Origin of the sequence: Saccharomonospora sp. NB11, from assembly GCF_015910535.1 — a bacterium.
Lineage (GTDB): Bacteria > Actinomycetota > Actinomycetes > Mycobacteriales > Pseudonocardiaceae > Saccharomonospora.
Window position 1 is genome coordinate 368,911 of sequence record NZ_JACBJG010000005.1, and the last position, 16,735, is coordinate 385,645.

Consider the following 16,735-nt stretch of genomic DNA (forward strand, 5'->3'; position numbering starts at 1 on the left):
CGTATCGACACGGGACGGCCCGCGAGAGGCGTGCATCGAAGACTAGTCGGCACCGCGTCGGACGCGGCAACCGGGATTTGTCGGCGGACCCGACCGCGCCGACCGCCCGCCGTCGCGGTCACGTCGTCGTGATTAGGCTGCCCGGCGTGCTCGTGTTGCTTCCTCCCTCCGAGACCAAGGCCGACGGCGGCGAGGGCCGGTGCCTCGACCTCGACGCGTTGTCGTTCCCGACTCTGACCCCGGTGCGCCGCAAGCTCGTCGACGCCGTCGTGGAGCTGGCGAAGGACGTTCCCGCGAGTCTGTCGGCGTTGGGCCTGTCGTCGCGGCAGGTCGGTGAGGTGGAGCGCAACGCCCGGCTGTGGTCGTCGCCGACGACTCCGGCGCTCCTGCGCTACACCGGTGTCCTCTACGACGCCCTCGACGCGCGGTCGCTGACCGCGGCCCAACGTGAGCGCGCCCACGACAGGCTCGTCGTCGCCTCTGCCCTCTTCGGCCTGGTGCGGGCGGGCGACGAGATCCCGGCCTACCGGTTGTCGGGCGGCTCCACCGTGCCGGGCCTCGGCTCGTTGCGCTCGGTGTGGCGGCCCGTGCTCGAACCGGTCCTCGCCGAGGTGGACGACCTCGTGGTGGATCTGCGTTCGGGCGCGTACGCCGCCCTCGCCCGGGTGCCCGCCGCGATCACCGTGCGCGTCGTCACCGAGGACGCCGAGGGGAAACGGAAGACGGTCAGCCACCACAACAAGGCGTACAAGGGCAGGCTCGCCGCCGCACTCGCCACCACCGACACCGACCCGACCGACGCGGACGACGTCGTCGCCGTGGCCGTCGCGGCGGGCCTGCGGTGCGAGCGGACGGGACCGACCGCCCTGGAGCTCGTCACCGGCGGCTGAAGCGCCCCGGCGCGACCTCGTCGAGGGCGACCTCCGGTTCCTCCCCCAGCACGAGCTGCGCGGCGAGTCGCCCCGCGAAAGGGGCCACGGTGAGGCCCGCGGGCCCGAAGCCGGTGGTCAGAACCACCTCGGGGTGGCCGTCGAGCGAGCCGACGATCGGTGCGCCGTCCGGCGTGGCGGGCCGGAACCCCACACGCGTCTCGGTCAGGGTCGCCGCGCCCAGTCCGGGCGCGACACGCAACGCGTGCTCCAGCACCTCCCGTTGTCCCTCCGCCGTGACGCGGTGGTCGAATCCGGACCCGGTTTCGCGCGTGGCTCCCGCCACGACGTGGGAGCCGGGGAAGGCCAGCAGGTAGTGCCCCGTCGGCGGCAGCACCACCGGCCACGCCGTCGTGTCGGCGCCGGGCACGGCGAAGTGGCTGATCTGCCCGCGCTGCGGCTCGATCGGCAGCCGCACCCCCAGTGGGGCGAGGACCTCCGGCGTCCAGGCCCCTGCCGACACGACCACGGCGTCGGCCTCGACCCGTTCGCCGTCGACGACGACACCTCGCACCCGCTCCCCCTCGACGAGCAGCCCGGCCCGTCCGGTCAGACAGCGCAACCCCCGACGCTGTGCCGCACGCAACAACGCCTCCCGCAGCACTCGGCCGTCCACCCGCCCCGCTCCCGAAACGTGGACGGCCCCGAGCTCGTCCGACAACGGCGGGAACAACTGCCGTGCCTGTGCCGCGTCGAGTCGGCGGATCTCCCCCAGTTCGGGCCACTGCCGGGCCCGCTCCGTCAGCCGTTCCACGACACCGGCCAGGTCGGCGTCGCTGTCCGAGACCGCGAGTGCCCCGACGATCTCGAACGACACGTCCTGCTCACCGTCCTCGCCGAGCAGCTCGACGAGCGTCGGGTAGTACGCGCCCGCCCGTGCCGCCAGCCCGAAACCCGGGCCGACCTGCCGCGCCGTCCACGGGGAGACGATGCCCGCCCCCGCCGACGTGGCCGCGCCGACGACCTGGTCGTCGACCACGACGACCTCGACCCCACGGCGCACCAGGTGGTAGGCGCACGACGCGCCCCCGATTCCCGCCCCGATCACGATCACGCGCATGGTGGTCAGCGTCGCGCCCCGACACGGACGGGCGCAACCGGATCCGCCGCGTGTGCGGTACCGGGACACGCCGCCCGCGGGCGGCGTACGCCGATTCGGGTAGACTCGGGGACGCACCGCCGCCCACAGGGCCCGTTCGCGGTGCGATTCATCCCATCAACGGCGCGTCCGTGCGCCGGGTTCGTCCTTGGTCACGCCCACCGCAACCGTGTCGCGGCTGCCCGATTCCGGGTGGAAGGGCCTCCTTGTGACGCGCCACGTCCGAGAGGCATCAGTGACACAAACCCTAGCGACAGCAGAACCGACGGCCCCGGTGATCACCTTCGCCGAGCTGAACCTTCCCCAGCCGCTCCACCGCGCCCTGAGCAGGGCCGGGATGGAGACCCCGTTCCCCATCCAGGCGGCCACGCTGCCCGACGCGCTCGCGGGTCGCGACGTGCTCGGTCGAGCCCAGACCGGGTCGGGCAAGACGCTCGCCTTCGGCCTCGCTCTGCTGTCCCGCTTGCACGGTGGCAAGGCCACCGCGCGCCGGCCGAGGGCTCTCGTCCTCGTTCCCACCCGTGAGTTGGCCATGCAGGTCGCCGACGCCCTGATCCCGCTGGCCAAGGCCGCGGGACTGTGGTGCCGCACCGCCGTGGGCGGCATGTCGATGCAGCGGCAGGTGGACGCGCTCGCGCGCGGGGTCGACCTGCTCATCGCCACGCCGGGCCGCCTGTCCGACCACGTGCGCCAGGGCACCTGCGTGCTCGACGCCATCGAGATGGTGGCGTTGGACGAGGCCGACCAGATGGCCGACATGGGCTTCCTCCCGCAGGTGCGGGAGATCCTCGACCTGACCCCGCGGGACGGTCAGCGCCTGCTGTTCTCCGCCACGCTCGACGGCGCGGTCGAGAACCTCGTCCGCGCCTACCTCACCGACCCGGTGACCCACTCGGTGGCACCCGCCACGGCCAGCGTCGACACGATGGACCACTACCTGCTGCAGGTCGACCACCGTGACAAGCAGGCCATCGTCACCGAGATCGCCGCACGGGAAGGCCGCACGATCCTGTTCGTGCGCACCAAGCACCACGTCGACCGGCTGACCACCCGACTGCGTGCCAGCGGCGTCCACGCGGGCGCGCTGCACGGCGGCAAGACGCAGGGCCAGCGCAACCGTGTGCTCGACGACTTCCGCAGCGGTCGGGTCCCGGTGCTCGTGGCCACCGACGTCGCCGCGCGCGGCATCCACGTCGACGACGTGAGCCTCGTGCTCCACGTCGACCCGGCCGCCGACCACAAGGACTATCTGCACCGTGCCGGACGGACCGCGCGAGCGGGCGCGTCGGGCACCGTGGTGACGCTCGTGACGCGGGAGCAGCGTCGCACCGTGCGTCGGATGACCGACCAGGCCGGGGTGCGGCCGCGCTCGGCCACCGTGCGTCCGGGCGACCCGGAACTCCAGCGCATCACCGGTGCGCGCACGCCCAGCGGGATTCCCGTGGTGGAGCGCGCTCGTCCCGCCAGGCCCGCGCGCTCGAACGGTCCCGGCCGTCGCTTCCAGCCGCAGCGGGGACGTGGCCCGCGCCGCGGTTCCGGCGGTCGCCGCAACGCCGCCGCCTGATGCCGAGCGTCACAGGGAGACGAGTTCGAACTCCGTGGCGAGCGCGCCGCCGAACCGACGGCCGCTCGCCACGGCGATCTCCCGGAGGAACCGGCGCGCGTCGTCCTCCGACTGCCCCAGCCCCTCCAGGTACGCGCGGTGGCGCAGGAGCGACTCCACCGCGCGGTCGAACGTCGCGGTGATGTCCACGGCGTGCGTGGCCTTCGGCGACGCCGCCACCGCGGCGTACCGCACGCCCGACCACGGCAGTAGGCCCTCCATGAGCAGGTCGCGGAAGACCCACCGGTTCGCCGCGTCCCGCACCGCATCCAGCGCGGCCTGCCCCACGACGCGGTGGTCGGCCATGTTGAGCGCTCCGCCCGCCCAGGTGTCGTGGTGGTTGATCAGCAACACGAGCTCCGGCTGGTGGCGTCGGATCGCCGCGGCGATGTCCCTGCGCAGATCGAGACCGTATTCGAGCACGCCGTCGGGGTGGTCGAGGAACTCCACCCGCTCGACCCCCACTGCGGCGGCACTCGCGAGCTGTTCCCGCTCCCGCACTGCCGCGGCCTCGTCGGGTGGCATGTCGTCGATGCCTGCCTCCCCTCGCGTGGCCAGCAGATACCCGACCTCCCGCCCGGCGGCGGTCCACGCGGCCACCGCCCCTGCGGCGCCGTACTCCATGTCGTCGGGATGGGCCACCACGGCCAATGCCCGACTCCAGTCCTCGGGCATCGGCAGCAACTCGCGCACGTCCTCGCTCACCCTGTTCCTCCTCCCCGCGCCCACCGGTGCGAGACTGCCAGCGTGAGCGCATCCGGTTCCACGCCCAGGGCAGCCCTTTCCCCTGAGCACGTGTTCGACTGGCTCGACGACACCGCCGCGCAGCGCGCCGAGGCGGGCCTGGTCCGGACACTGCTCCCGCGCCCTGCGATGACGACGCAGCTCGACCTCGCGGGTAATGACTACCTCGGGCTGGCCAGGGACAAGCGCGTCGCCGGGGCCTCGGCGGCGGCAGCCCTGAAGTGGGGCGCGGGTGCCACGGGGTCTCGCCTGGTCACCGGGTCCACGGAGGTCCACGCCGAGCTGGAGTACGAGCTCGCGCGGTTCTGCGGCGCGCAGGCCGCCCTGGTGTTCTCGTCCGGGTTCGCCGCCAACCTCGGCGCCGTGACGGCGTTGAGCGGTCGGGACGCCGCGATCGTCACCGACAAGTACATCCACGCCTCGCTGATCGAGGGCTGTCGGCTGTCCCGCGCCGACGTCGCCGCCGTGGCCCACAACGATCCCGCTGCCGTCGAGCACGCGCTCGCGACGCGCCGCAAGGCTCGCGCGCTGGTCGTCACCGACTCCGTGTTCTCCGTGGACGGCGACCTGGCCCCGCTGCCCGAGTTGTCGGCCGTGTGCCGACGGCAGTCGGCGGCGCTGCTCGTCGACGACGCCCACGGGCTGGGTGTGCTCGGCGAGGGCGGCCGAGGCGCCGTGCACGCGGCGGGCCTCGCGGGCGCGCCCGACGTCGTCACCACCGTGACGTTGTCGAAGTCGCTGGGCGCGCAGGGCGGCGCCGTTCTCGGCCCACGACGCGTGATCAAGCACCTCGTCGACACGGCCCGGAGCTTCATCTTCGACACCGCTCTCGCCCCGGCGAGCGCGGCAGCCGCCCTCGCCGCGCTCCGCGCGCTGCGCGACGAACCGGAACTGGCCGACCGCGTACGCATGCGCGCCCGTGAACTGTCCACCCGGCTCGCCGAGGCCGGACTGTCGGTGACCACGCCCGACGGTGCCGTGGTGTCGGTGCACGCGCCGGGACCGGACGAGGCCGTGGCGTGGGCGGCGCGCTGCGCGGAGCGTGGCGTGCGCGTGGGCTGCTTCCGCCCGCCGTCGGTACCCGACGGGGTGTCGCGTCTCCGGCTGACCGCGCGGGCGGACCTCACCGACGCCGACGTCGACCGCGCCGTGACGGTCGTCGCCGAGACCGCCCCGGTGCCCGTCCGCTCCTGACGGTCACCGACGCCGCATTCGGATGTGCGGGATGCCGTCCTCCAGGAACTCCTCACCCTCGGGGCGGAAGCCGAACCGGGCGTAGAACCCGCTGGCGTACGTCTGGGCGTCGAGCACGCTCTCGGCGTCGCCGACGAGCTCCATCGCCGCCGTCATCAGCCGCGCGCCGACACCGGTGCCGCGCGCGAAGTCGGCCGTGCAGACCCTGCCGATGCGCTGCACGCCGTCCTCGTCGAGGACGCGCAGACAACCCGCGACCCGACCGTCGTCGGTGAGCGCCCACACATGCCGCGTCCCGGGGAGCAGGTCCCTGCCGTCGAGCTCCGGGTACGGGCACTCCTGCTCGACCACGAAGACGTCGACCCGTAACCGCAACAGGTCGTAGAGCTCGAAGGTGCTCAGCTCGGTGCCGGACCGAACGACGAGGGACGCGGCTTCGGGACGTGCATCAGTCACCCGTACTGCGTACCAAACGGCGCGCGAGCTCGTCGCTGTAGGTCACCACCCGCGTGTACACGCCGGGCACGCCCGGCTCCGCACACCCGTCGCCCCACGACACGATGCCGACGACCGTGCCGTCGACCAACAACGGACCGCCGGAGTCGCCCTGGCAGGCGTCGATGCCGCCTTCCTCCCAGCCCGCGCACACCATGCTGTCGGCGTCGAAGTCGGCGAACACGCCGGCGCACTCGGCGTCCGACACCAGCGGCACGTCGGCGGCGCGCAGCGACCCGGGCTTCGGTCCGTTCTCGAACAGGCGGCCCCACCCCACGACGGTCGCCATGGTGCCCGCCCGGTAGAGGTGCGTGTCGGAGCTGCTCGGCAGGCGCGCGGCGGGCGCGGACACCGGCTCGGACAACGTCAGCACGGCGATGTCGTCCCCCGAGAGCGGATCGCTGTAGCCGGGCGCGACCCAGATGCCGGAGACACCCACCCGCTCGCCCGCGTTCGAGGCCACGCGCTCACGCCCCACGACCACGTCGAGGTCGGACATGCGGACGGCCAGAGCGCAGTGCGCCGCCGTCAGGATCTGGGTCGACGACAGCACGGTGCCGCCGCAGTACTGGGTCCCCCGCGCGTCGACGAGGAAGGCGGCGTACGGGTAGTCCTCGATCGAGGCGGACTCACCGCCCACGACGGGCTGCATCCCGACGGCGTGGCCCGCGGAAGCGCACATGACGCTCGCCAAGCCGATCACGGCCACTCCGATTCGACGCCTGATCTTCGTGAACACGCTGGTCTCTCCCCTCCTACGGACGTCACAACCCTAAGTCGAAACGTCGTCACTCGCTGTCGCTGAAAGGAGTGGTTACGCCCGTCGAGGGGCCGCGATCACCCGATGAGTTCCGGTCGGAGCGGCGATGCCGGAGTCGATCTCCGTCCGCCTCGGTCTCCCGTGCTTCCCGTCCCCGCCCGAGCCGGGAACAATGCGGGCGCCGACCCTGTTCGAGCACAGTGGCGTGGTGCAGACCCCACGCCTGCCGTGCAGATCGCGAAAGGTGCCGCCGTGCCGCACTACGACCTCGTCATCGTCGGGACGGGATCGGGCAACTCGATCCTCGACCCCCGCTTCGCCGACCAGAAGGTCGCCATCGTGGAGAAGGGAGTGTTCGGAGGTACGTGCCTGAACGTGGGGTGCATCCCGACGAAGATGCTCGTCCACCCCGCCGACCTCGCCTCCACCCCGGAGTCCGCCGCGCGGCTCGGGGTCGACCTGGAGCTACGGTCCGTACGGTGGCGGGAGATCCGCGACCGCGTGTTCGGCCGCATCGACGCCATCGCCGAGGGCGGGCGCCGCTACCGCATCGAACACGAGGACAACGCGGGCGTCACCGTGTACGAGGGCGAGGCCCGCTTCACCGGGCACAAGGAACTCACCGTGCGCCTGCCCGACGGTGAGGAGACGCTGACGGCCGACCGGTTCGTGCTCGCCGCCGGAGGTCGAGCCGTGGTGCCCGACATCCCCGGCCTGGCCGACGTCGACTACCACACCTCCGACACGGTCATGCGCATCGACGAGCTGCCCCGCCGGATGGTGATTCTCGGCAGCGGATTCGTCGCCGCCGAGTTCTCCCACGTGTTCGCCTCCTTCGGCGTCGAGGTGACCGTGATCGCGCGCTCGGGCACGTTGTTGCGCAGCGAGGACGACGACATCAGCCGCCGCTTCACCGACCTCGCATCGCAGCGGTTCGACGTGCGGCTCAACCGCCGCACCGTCGCGGCGCGCCGCACCGCCGACGGGGTGGCGCTCGACCTCGAAGGGCCCGGCGGGCCCGAGACCGTCGAGGCCGACCTCCTGCTGGTCGCCACCGGTCGCACGCCGAACTCGGACCTGCTCGACGTGGCGGCCACCGGCATCTCCACCCTGCCCAGCGGGCACGTCGTGGTGGACGAGTACCAGCGCACCGAGGTGGACGGCATCTACGCGCTCGGCGATCTGTCCTCGCCGTACGAGCTGAAGCACGTCGCCAACCACGAGGCCCGGGTCGTCCAGCACAACCTGCTGCACCCCGACGACCCGATCGCCTCCGACCACCGCTTCGTGCCCCACGCGGTGTTCACCTCGCCGCAGATCGCCTCGGTCGGCCTCACCGAACGCGACGCCGCCGCGCGCGGCATCCCGTACGTGACCGCGACGCAGGAGTACGGGGGCATCGCCTACGGCTGGGCGATGGAGGACACCACCGGTTTCGCGAAGCTGCTCGCCGACCCGGACACGGGTCAACTCCTGGGTGCACACATCATCGGCGCGCAGGCTCCCACGCTGATCCAGCCGCTGATCCAGGCGATGAGCTTCGGGCTCGACGCCCGGTCGATGGCCCGCGGCCAGTACTGGATCCACCCGGCGATGCCCGAGCTGGTCGAGAACGCGCTGCTCGCGCTGCCGCTCGACGGCTGAGCCGTCATACGTACCGAGGTTTCCCCGCCACGTACCCGAACCCGATCTGGGCGAGGGCGACGACGAGCAGGAGCAGCAACGGGATGGTCCAGGCGCCGGTGACGTCGCGCAACAGTCCGAACAGGAACGGCCCCACGGCCGCCGCGAGATAACCGAACCCCTGGGCCATCCCGGACAGCGCGGTGGTGTCCGCGTTGTCCCGCGCCCGCAGCGTGATCGTGACCAGCGCCAGCGAGAACGCGCTCATACCCAGCCCGAGCAGAACGGACCACAGCAGCGGCGACGCCGACGGCGCGAGCACGAGACCGAGCACGCCCGCCGCTCCGACCACGCCCAGGAGCACGATCCAACCGCTCTGGCTCCCACCGCGCGCGGCGAGCGCCGGGAAGACGAAGCTGACCGGCAGCGCCAGCAGCGACACCAGACCGAGCAGGAGACCGGCCTCGGCGCGGTCGACTCCCGCGTCCATGAGCACCTGGGGCAGCCAGCCCATGACGACGTAGGCCAAACACGCCTGGCAGCCGAAGAACCCGGTGACCGCCCAGGCCAACGGCACCCGCAGCAACGACCGATGGCCGCCGTCGCCCTCGGTCGGTGCTCCGGGAATACCGGCGTTCGTCGCGACCCACCACGCCACGAGGGCCGCGACGGCGAGCACCGCCCAGCTCACCAACGCCGGGCGCCACCCACCGAGCGCGGTCTCCAGCGGTGGAGTCGCCGCCGACCCCACGGCGGCTCCCGCCTGCAGCGCGGCGGTGTAGAGACCGGTCATCAATCCGACCTTGGTGGCGAACGACGCCTTGACGACGACCGGCACGAGGACGTTGGTCAACGCGATCCCGCCGCAGGCCACGACCGTGCCGACGAGGACGAACGACGGTCCACCCAGGACACGCAGCACGAGGCCCGCGGCGAGGGCGAACAACGCCGCCGTGATGGCGGACCGCAGTCCCGTCCTGCGGCTCAGGCGCGGCGCGACCAGCCCGCCCACGGCAAAACACAGTCCGGGCAGCGTGGTGAGCAGTCCGGCCCAGGTCACGGAAGCGCCGAGGTCGACCCGCAGCTCGTCGAGCACCGACCCCACCGAGGTGACGGCGGGACGTCGGTTGAACCCCGCCAGCACCACGGCGACGGCCAGCAGCAGACCTCCGCCGAGCGCCACGTTCGTCCAGCGAGTGTCCTCGACCGACTCCGGCACACCCCGTGGGGCCACCTCGCGCTGCATCGACACGCGGCGTACGGTATGTCGCTTTCCCCGAGGTCGACCGCAATCCGTCAGAGTCTTGTCACAGTCGTCCTGTCACGGTCACACGTAGCGGGGCCGCCCGGCGAGGTAGCCGAGCACGATCTGCGCCACCACCACGACGAGCAGGAAGACGAACGGCACCGTCCAGTCACCCGTCAGGTCGTGCAACAGACCGAACAGGAACGGGCCCGCCGCGGCGAGCAGGTAGCCAAGCCCCTGCGCCATGCCGGACAACGCGGCCGTGTCCGCGCTGGTGCGCGCCCGGAGCGCGATGGTGGTCAACGCCAGGGAGAACACGCTCATGCCGAGTCCCAGCAGCACCGACCAGAGCAGCGGCGACGCCGACGGCGCGAGCATCAGCCCACCGACAGCCACGACGCCGAACACCCCGAGCGTCACGATCCAGCCGCTCTGACTGCCTCGGCGTGCGGCGAGCGCGGGAATCGTCAGGCTGACGGGAAGCCCGAGCAGCGACACCAGTCCCAACAGCAGTCCCGCCTCGCCCCGGCTGACCCCGGCATCCATGAGGACCTGCGGCAACCAGCCCATGACGATGTACGCCAGGCATGCCTGGCAGCCGAAGAACCCGGTGACGATCCACGCGAGCGGGACCCGCAACAGCGAGCGGTGCTCCTCCTCGCTGCCGGGGGTCGGCGTCGCGCGCGTCAGTGCCGACGCGGCGGAGCCACGGGTGACCGTCGTCGCGACCAACCACACCACGAGAGCCACCACCGCGAGCACCGCCCAGCTCGCCAGGGCACCACGCCAGCCGCCCAGCACGGGTTCCAGCGGAGGGGTCACCGACGAACCCAACGCACCGCCCGCTTGCAGCGCGGCGGTGTAGACGCCCGTCATGAGGCCCACCCGAGCCGCGAACGACGCCTTGACCACCACCGGGATGAGGACGTTGGCGAGCGCGATCCCGGTACAGGCCACGAGCGTGCCACCGAGCACGACGGCGGGCCCGTCGAGCACACGCAGCACGAGACCGAGTCCCAACACGAACAGAGCGACCGCGACGGCGGCGCGTAGTCCGATGCGCCGGGCCAGCCTCGGGGCGGCCAGCCCCGCCACCGCGAAACACAGTCCGGGCAGGGTCGTCAGGGCGCCCGCCCACGTGTGCGAGGCGCCCAGGCCGTCGCGCATCTCGTCGAGCACCGACCCGACCGAGGTGATGGCGGGTCGGAGGTTGGTCGCCGCGAGGACGACCGCCACGGCCAACAGCAGACCGGCGAGCACGCGCGGCGTCGCGTCGGTCGACGGGCTCTCCCCGGTCACGTCCCGCACGGACGCCTCGCGCTCGATCGGCATGTCCGGTACCGTAACAAATTCGTAGGATGACCGGCTGAAAGGATGTCCACGGTGCCGTTGTCCTCCACCCAGCGAACGGGACTGGTCGACCAGGTCATCGAGCAGATGCGCGACGCGGTGCGCCAGGGCGAATGGGCGATCGGGGAACGGATACCCACCGAGCCGGAACTGGCGGCCAGCCTCGGCGTGGGCCGCAACACCGTCCGCGAGGCCGTTCGCGCACTGGCCCACAGCGGCTTGCTCGACGTGCGCCAGGGTCAGGGCACGTTCGTCCGCGCCACCAGCGAGGTCTCAGGTGCGCTCCGCCGACTCTGCGGGGCTCGACTGCGGGAGGCGTTGCACGTCCGGCGCCTGCTGGAGGTCGAAGCGGCACGACTGGCCGCCACCGAGCGCACGGACGACGACCTGGCCACACTGCGACGGCTGCTGGAACACCGCGACGAGTGCTGGGCACGGGGCGACCTCGACGCCTTCGCCCGCACGGACGCCGCCTTCCACCTCGCCGTGGTCGACGCCGCACACAACAGCGTGCTGAGTGAACTCTGTCGCGGGCTCTCGGAGGTGATGGCCGCGAGCATCGCCACCACCTGTCGAGCCGACGCCCACGAACGGCATCCCGCCGACCACCGCACAGTGGTGGACGCCATCGCCGCGCGGGACGCCGACCGCGCCGCCTCGCTCACGCGCGACTTCCTGGACCTGCTGCTCGCCCGCAACGCCGAGAGCTGACGGGGCTCAGCTCGACAGCGTGTGCAACCGCAGCGCCAACTGCAGCTCCAACGCCCGGTCCGGCTGTTGCCAGTCCGCACCCAGCAACGACCCGATGCGCTCCAGCCGTTGGGCGACCGTGTTGACGTGCACGTGCAGCGTGTCCTTGGCGCGCGTGAGATTTCCTCCGGCTGCGAAGTACGCGCGCAGGGTGCGCAGCAGTTCGGTGCCACGCGCCGCGTCGTAGTCGAGCACCGGGCCGAGCGTGGTGCGCACGAACGCCTCGACGTCGGCCCGGTCGCCCAGTACGAGGCCCACGAAGCCCAGGTCTCCGAACGCGGCACCGTGTCCCTGCCGCCCGAGCGCGAGCAACGCCCGCACACAGCGCACCGACTCGGCGTGCGCCCGAGCCAGCTCGGCAGGCCCCGACGCCGGTCCGGCCGCGCCGACCGTCACGGGACACCCGAGCACCGAGCCGAGTTCGGAGGCCGTGCGTCGTGCGAGGTCGCCGGGCCGGTCGGTGGCGACGAGCATCACGACCTGTTCGGCGAACACCCCGGCGAGCGCGGCACGCCGGGCCGCCACGGTGGTCAGCCGCGCCCGCGACACTCCCTCCGCCTGCAGGGTGAGCACCGCGTGCGGGGCGGTCAGGTCCACCCCGAGCCTGCGGCCCCGGTCGAGCAGGGCCTTGGGGTCGCGTTCGGGCGCGGTGAGCAGGTCGGCCACGAGTTCCCCACGCACCCGGTCCTCCGCCTCGGCGGCCGAGCGACGCAACAGCAACAGCAGCGCGGCGACCACGCTGGACCGTTCGAACAGGCGTCGATCGGCGTCGCCCAGGTCGGGTCGCCCGGTGAGCGTGATGCTGCCGAGCAGTTGCGGACCGGCCATCACCGCGCACACCCACTCGTCGCCCTCGGCGACGGCCTTCCCCGCCGCACGGGACGCGGCGAGCGCGCGCGTCGACGCCGCCCGCGACGGACCCGTCCCGGCACGACCGAGTTCGGTGCCTTCGGCGTCCCGTACCACGATGCCGCCCCCGAGCACCGAGGCCACCGCCGCCGCCACCTCGGGCACGTCCGCCCCACCGAGCACCAACTGCGTCAGCCGGTCGTGCGCGTCCTGCGCCCGCGCGAGGCTCTCGTGGTGGGCCTTGATGGTCTCGTTCGCCTCGCCCAGCTCGGCGAGCGCGGCCGTGCTCTCCTCGATCAGCCGGGCGTTGTCGATGGCGATGGCGGCGTGGTCGGCGAAGGACGACAGCAACGCCACCTCGTCCGGGGAGAACGACCGGGGCCGACGTTCCGAGGCGAACAGCACGCCGATCACGCGCTCCCCCAACGACAGCGGGACCCCCAGGATCGCCACGAGCCCCTCGTCGTTCACCGCGTCGTCGATGGGACCCGTGTGGTCGAACCGCGCGTCGTTCGGGTAGTCGCGGGTGGCGTAGGGCCGGGCGGTCTGCGCGACGAGACCGCCCAACCCCTCCCCCGCACCCAACCGCAACTGCTGGAACAGCGCGGACGCCGAGCCGTCCGTGACCCGCATGTACGTGCTGCCGTCGTCGGAGTGGTCGTTCAACGTGAGGTACGAGACGTCCGCTCCGAGCAACATGCGGGCCCGGCGCACGATCGAACGCAGCACCGCGTCGAGATCCCGCAACCGCGCGAGGTCGCTGGCGGTGGCGAACAACGCGGTCAGCTCGGCCTCACGGCGACTGTGTGCGTCGAGCGTGCGGCGGATCTGCATGGCGAGCTGCATGGTGCCGCTGTCCGCAGGCACCCGAGCGAGCTCGGCGCTGCTCGCGCCCGCGGCCAGCAACTCCAGCAGCCGCCGTGCGTCCGTCGCCGTCTCCGGACGTGTGTCGGTCACACGCTCATGCTGCCACCGAAGGCTCACGATCCGGGTCGGCGAGCGAGGTACCACGGGTCTCCTTCGCGACGTAGACGGCGATGAACGTCACCACGCACGTGGCGGCCACGTAGATCGAGATGGGCAGGCTGGTGCCGTACGCGTCGAGCAACGCGGTGGCGATCAGCGGTGCGACACCGCCCGCCGCGATCGAGGCGAGCTGATAGCCGATCGAGGCACCGGAGTAGCGCACCTTCGTGCCGAACAGCTCCGAGAAGAACGCCGCCTGCGGGCCGTACATCGCCCCGTGCAGGAACAGGCCGATCGACACCGCCGCGATCGTGGCGAACGGGGTCGCGCCGTCGAGCATCGGAAAGAACACGAAGCTCCACACCAGCATGCTCGCGGTGCCGAACAAGTACACGACGCGGCGGCCGACGACGTCGGAGAGCCAACCCCACATCGGGATCGTCACGAAGTGGATCGCCGACCCGACGAGCACGGCGTTGAGGCCGAGCGACTTGGGCAGCCCCAGGTGCGTCGTCAGGTACACCAGCACGAACGCCGTGATGACGTAGTAGGACACGTTCTCGGCGAACCGGGCGCCCATGGCGATGAGCACCTGCCGCCAGCTCTTCCTGAACACCGCGACGATCGGGGCCTTCTCCGCCGCGACGGGCTTGTCCGCGGCCTTCTTCACGGCCTCGACGAACACCGGCGACTCCTCGACGGCGAGCCTGATCCACATGCCGATCAGCACGAGCAGCCCGGACAGCAGGAACGGGATGCGCCAGCCCCACGAGTTGAACGCCTCGTCGCTCTGCACCACCGCGAGGATCGCCAGCACCGCCGTCGCCAGGAGGTTGCCCGCCGGAACACCGGCCTGGGGCCACGACGCCCAGAAGCCGCGCCGACGGTCGTCACCGTGTTCCGACACGATGAGCACCGCGCCGCCCCACTCGCCGCCGACGGCGAAGCCCTGGATCAGGCGGAGCAGCACCAACAGCAGCGGCGCGCCGACCCCGATCATGGCGTAGGTGGGCAGCAGGCCCATCGCGAAGGTCGCGCCACCCATCAGGAGCAGGCTGAGCACCAGCAGCTTCTTGCGGCCGATCTTGTCGCCGTAGTGGCCGAACACGAGACCGCCGAGCGGTCGCGCGACGAACCCGACGGCGAGTGTGGCGAACGCCAGCATCGTCCCCACGAGCGGATCGCTCTCGGGGAAGAACTGGGTGTTGAAGACCAGGGCGGCGGCCGACCCGTAGAGGAAGAAGTCGTACCACTCGACCGTGGTGCCGATCATGCTGGCGGCGACCACGCGTTTGATGGACGTACCCGGTGAGGACATTCGATCACCACTTCGTTGTGCTGACGGGGGACGGGGGGAAGTTCAGGTGGCGGTCCAGCCGCCGTCGAGCGGGAGCGAGGCGCCGGTGAGGTAACCGGCCTGCTCGGTGCACAGCCACACCACGAGTGCGGCCACCTCCTCCGGCTCGATCAGGCGCTTCACCGCGGTGCGCCGGAGGAAGACCTCGTCGACGACCTCGTCGACGGAGATGCCGCGAGTGGCGGCCTGCGCCTCGATCTGGTTGGTCACGAGGTCGGTCCGCACGTAGCCGGGGTTGACGCAGTTGCTGGTGACCCCGTGCGGGGCGCCCTCCACGGCGGCGACCTTGGACAGCCCTTCCAGGGCGTGCTTGGCGGCGACGTAGGCGGACTTGTGCGGGCTCGCGCGCAGCCCGTGCACGCTGGAGACGTTGACGATCCGACCCCACCCGCGCTCGTACATGGCGGGCAGGCAGTGTCGCATCAGCAGGAACGGCGCCGTGACCATCAACTGCTGGAGGAACGCGAAGCGTTCGGGCGGGAACTGCTCGATGGGCGCGATGTGCTGCACCCCCGCGTTGTTCACGAGGATGTCGACGGCGCGCGGCAGCGACTCGACGGCGTCCGGAGCGGTCAGGTCGACGACGTGGGCCACGGCGTCGTACTCCGACGCGGTGGCCTCCGCGGCGTCACCGTCGACGTCGACGAGGTGCACCGTGGCCCCGGCGTCGCGAAGCGCCGCGACGCAGGCTCGTCCGATCCCCTTCGCGCCGCCGGTGACGAGTGCCGTCTTCCCGGTCAAGAAGCTGGTCGACATGACAGCCGACAGTAGAAGCCGGCTGCCCTGTCAACCATGTGTGAATCCACTACAAGTCGGGAGCCGGCAGTGTGGTGAGCCGACTCCCGTTCCGCGACCTCTCAGGGCAGCGTGAGGATCTCCACGCCATCCTCGGTGACCAGCACGGTGTGCTCGAACTGGGCCGTCCACTTCTTGTCCTTCGTGGTGACCGTCCAGTCGTCGTCCCAGACGTCGTAGTCGATCGTGCCGAGCGTGATCATCGGCTCGATCGTGAACGTCATGTTGGGCTCGATGATCGTCGTCACGGACGGCTCCTCGTAGTGGAGCACCGTCGGGGCTGTGTGGAACGCCGGACCCACACCGTGACCCGTGAAGTCCCGCACGACGCCGTAGCCGAACCGCTTGGCGTACGACTCGATGACCCGGCCGATGACGTTGAGCTGACGGCCGGGCCGCACCGCCTTGATCGCGCGGTTCGTGGCCTCCCGGGTGCGCTCGACCAGCAGGCGCACCTCCTCGGAGACGTCACCCGCGAGGAAGGTGGCGTTGGTGTCGCCGTGCACGCCGTCGATGTAGGCGGTGACGTCGATGTTGCAGATGTCACCGTCCTGGATCACCGTCGAGTCGGGGATGCCGTGGCAGATCACCTCGTTGAGCGACGTGCAGCACGACTTCGGGAAGCCCCGATAGCCGAGGGTCGACGGGTACGCGCCGTGGTCGAGCAGGAACTCGTGCACCACGCGGTCGATGTCGTCGGTCGTGTTGCCCGGCTTGACGGCCTTGCCGCCCTCCTCGAGCGCCTGCGCCGCGATCCGACTCGCCTTGCGCATCGCCTCGATGACCTCCGGCGAGCGCACCCCGTTGCCGGTGTCGCGCTTCGGCGCGGGCTTGCCGACGTACTCGGGACGGACGATGGACGCGGGAACAGGGCGCGGCGGCGACTGCACGCCGGGCGTCAATGGTGCGCGTTCGGGCATGACCTCCAGCCTACGACTCGCCGCCCCCGGCCTTCCCTCCCCGCCACCCTCAACC

Annotated in this window: 15 protein-coding genes; 5 read left to right on the plus strand and 10 right to left on the minus strand. The window is 71.7% G+C overall.

What is annotated here, in order from left to right:
- The first annotated feature begins 146 nt into the window (after nt 1–146).
- Nucleotides 147–890: a peroxide stress protein YaaA gene (gene yaaA / locus JAV51_RS10335; RefSeq protein WP_197320457.1), complete on the plus strand. Its 744-nt coding sequence runs from the start codon at nt 147–149 to the stop codon at nt 888–890.
- On the opposite strand, the gene JAV51_RS10340 is transcribed toward yaaA, so the two are convergent.
- A complete protein-coding gene (locus JAV51_RS10340; protein WP_197320458.1) occupies nt 877–1,989 on the minus strand; it encodes an FAD-binding oxidoreductase in 1,113 nt (370 codons plus the stop codon). The two genes, yaaA and JAV51_RS10340, sit on opposite strands and share 14 nt — an antisense overlap.
- A 274-nt stretch (nt 1,990–2,263) precedes the next feature.
- On the opposite strand from JAV51_RS10340, the gene JAV51_RS10345 reads away from it, so the two are divergent.
- Nucleotides 2,264–3,592, plus strand: a complete 1,329-nt coding sequence (locus JAV51_RS10345; protein WP_197320459.1) for a DEAD/DEAH box helicase — start codon at nt 2,264–2,266, stop codon at nt 3,590–3,592.
- Nucleotides 3,593–3,601: 9 nt separating this feature from the next.
- On the opposite strand, the gene JAV51_RS10350 is transcribed toward JAV51_RS10345, so the two are convergent.
- On the minus strand, nt 3,602–4,336 hold the full coding sequence (locus JAV51_RS10350; protein ID WP_197320460.1) for a PIG-L deacetylase family protein: 735 nt from the start codon (nt 4,334–4,336) through the stop codon (nt 3,602–3,604).
- Nucleotides 4,337–4,378: 42 nt separating this feature from the next.
- Between JAV51_RS10350 and JAV51_RS10355 the strand changes: the two genes are divergently transcribed.
- Nucleotides 4,379–5,569, plus strand: coding sequence for an 8-amino-7-oxononanoate synthase (locus JAV51_RS10355; RefSeq protein ID WP_197320461.1), 1,191 nt, complete (start codon nt 4,379–4,381; stop codon nt 5,567–5,569).
- Between the two features lie 3 nt (nt 5,570–5,572).
- Here the strand turns inward: JAV51_RS10355 and JAV51_RS10360 are convergent, their stop codons facing one another.
- A complete protein-coding gene (locus tag JAV51_RS10360) occupies nt 5,573–6,025 on the minus strand; it encodes a GNAT family N-acetyltransferase (protein WP_197320462.1) in 453 nt (150 codons plus the stop codon).
- Nucleotides 6,018–6,803 (minus strand): trypsin-like serine protease, encoded by a 786-nt coding sequence (locus JAV51_RS10365; protein WP_197320463.1) that lies wholly within the window; start codon nt 6,801–6,803, stop codon nt 6,018–6,020. Before JAV51_RS10365 ends, JAV51_RS10360 begins: the two co-directional genes overlap by 8 nt.
- A gap of 273 nt (nt 6,804–7,076) precedes the next feature.
- Between JAV51_RS10365 and JAV51_RS10370 the strand changes: the two genes are divergently transcribed.
- On the plus strand, nt 7,077–8,468 hold the full coding sequence (locus JAV51_RS10370) for a mycothione reductase (protein ID WP_197320464.1): 1,392 nt from the start codon (nt 7,077–7,079) through the stop codon (nt 8,466–8,468).
- Nucleotides 8,469–8,472: 4 nt separating this feature from the next.
- On the opposite strand, the gene JAV51_RS10375 is transcribed toward JAV51_RS10370, so the two are convergent.
- Nucleotides 8,473–9,693, minus strand: coding sequence for an MFS transporter (locus tag JAV51_RS10375; protein WP_197320497.1), 1,221 nt, complete (start codon nt 9,691–9,693; stop codon nt 8,473–8,475).
- Between the two features lie 81 nt (nt 9,694–9,774).
- Nucleotides 9,775–11,025, minus strand: coding sequence for an MFS transporter (locus JAV51_RS10380; RefSeq protein WP_197320465.1), 1,251 nt, complete (start codon nt 11,023–11,025; stop codon nt 9,775–9,777).
- Nucleotides 11,026–11,067: 42 nt separating this feature from the next.
- Here JAV51_RS10380 and JAV51_RS10385 point away from each other — a divergent pair, with 42 nt between their 5' ends.
- Entirely contained in the window at nt 11,068–11,754 is a 687-nt protein-coding gene (locus JAV51_RS10385) for a FadR/GntR family transcriptional regulator (RefSeq protein WP_197320466.1), read from the plus strand.
- 6 nt (nt 11,755–11,760) lie between these two features.
- On the opposite strand, the gene JAV51_RS10390 is transcribed toward JAV51_RS10385, so the two are convergent.
- The 4 genes from JAV51_RS10390 to map form a co-directional block, all read right to left on the minus strand.
- Complete coding sequence (locus JAV51_RS10390) at nt 11,761–13,599, minus strand: GAF domain-containing protein (protein WP_307845847.1); 1,839 nt, start codon at nt 13,597–13,599, stop codon at nt 11,761–11,763.
- 4 nt (nt 13,600–13,603) lie between these two features.
- On the minus strand, nt 13,604–14,926 hold the full coding sequence (locus JAV51_RS10395) for an MFS transporter (protein WP_197320468.1): 1,323 nt from the start codon (nt 14,924–14,926) through the stop codon (nt 13,604–13,606).
- Between the two features lie 42 nt (nt 14,927–14,968).
- Nucleotides 14,969–15,721 (minus strand): 3-hydroxybutyrate dehydrogenase, encoded by a 753-nt coding sequence (locus JAV51_RS10400; RefSeq protein ID WP_197320469.1) that lies wholly within the window; start codon nt 15,719–15,721, stop codon nt 14,969–14,971.
- A 101-nt stretch (nt 15,722–15,822) separates the two neighbouring features.
- Entirely contained in the window at nt 15,823–16,680 is an 858-nt protein-coding gene (gene map / locus JAV51_RS10405) for a type I methionyl aminopeptidase (RefSeq protein ID WP_197320470.1), read from the minus strand.
- Nucleotides 16,681–16,735: the final 55 nt, after the last annotated feature.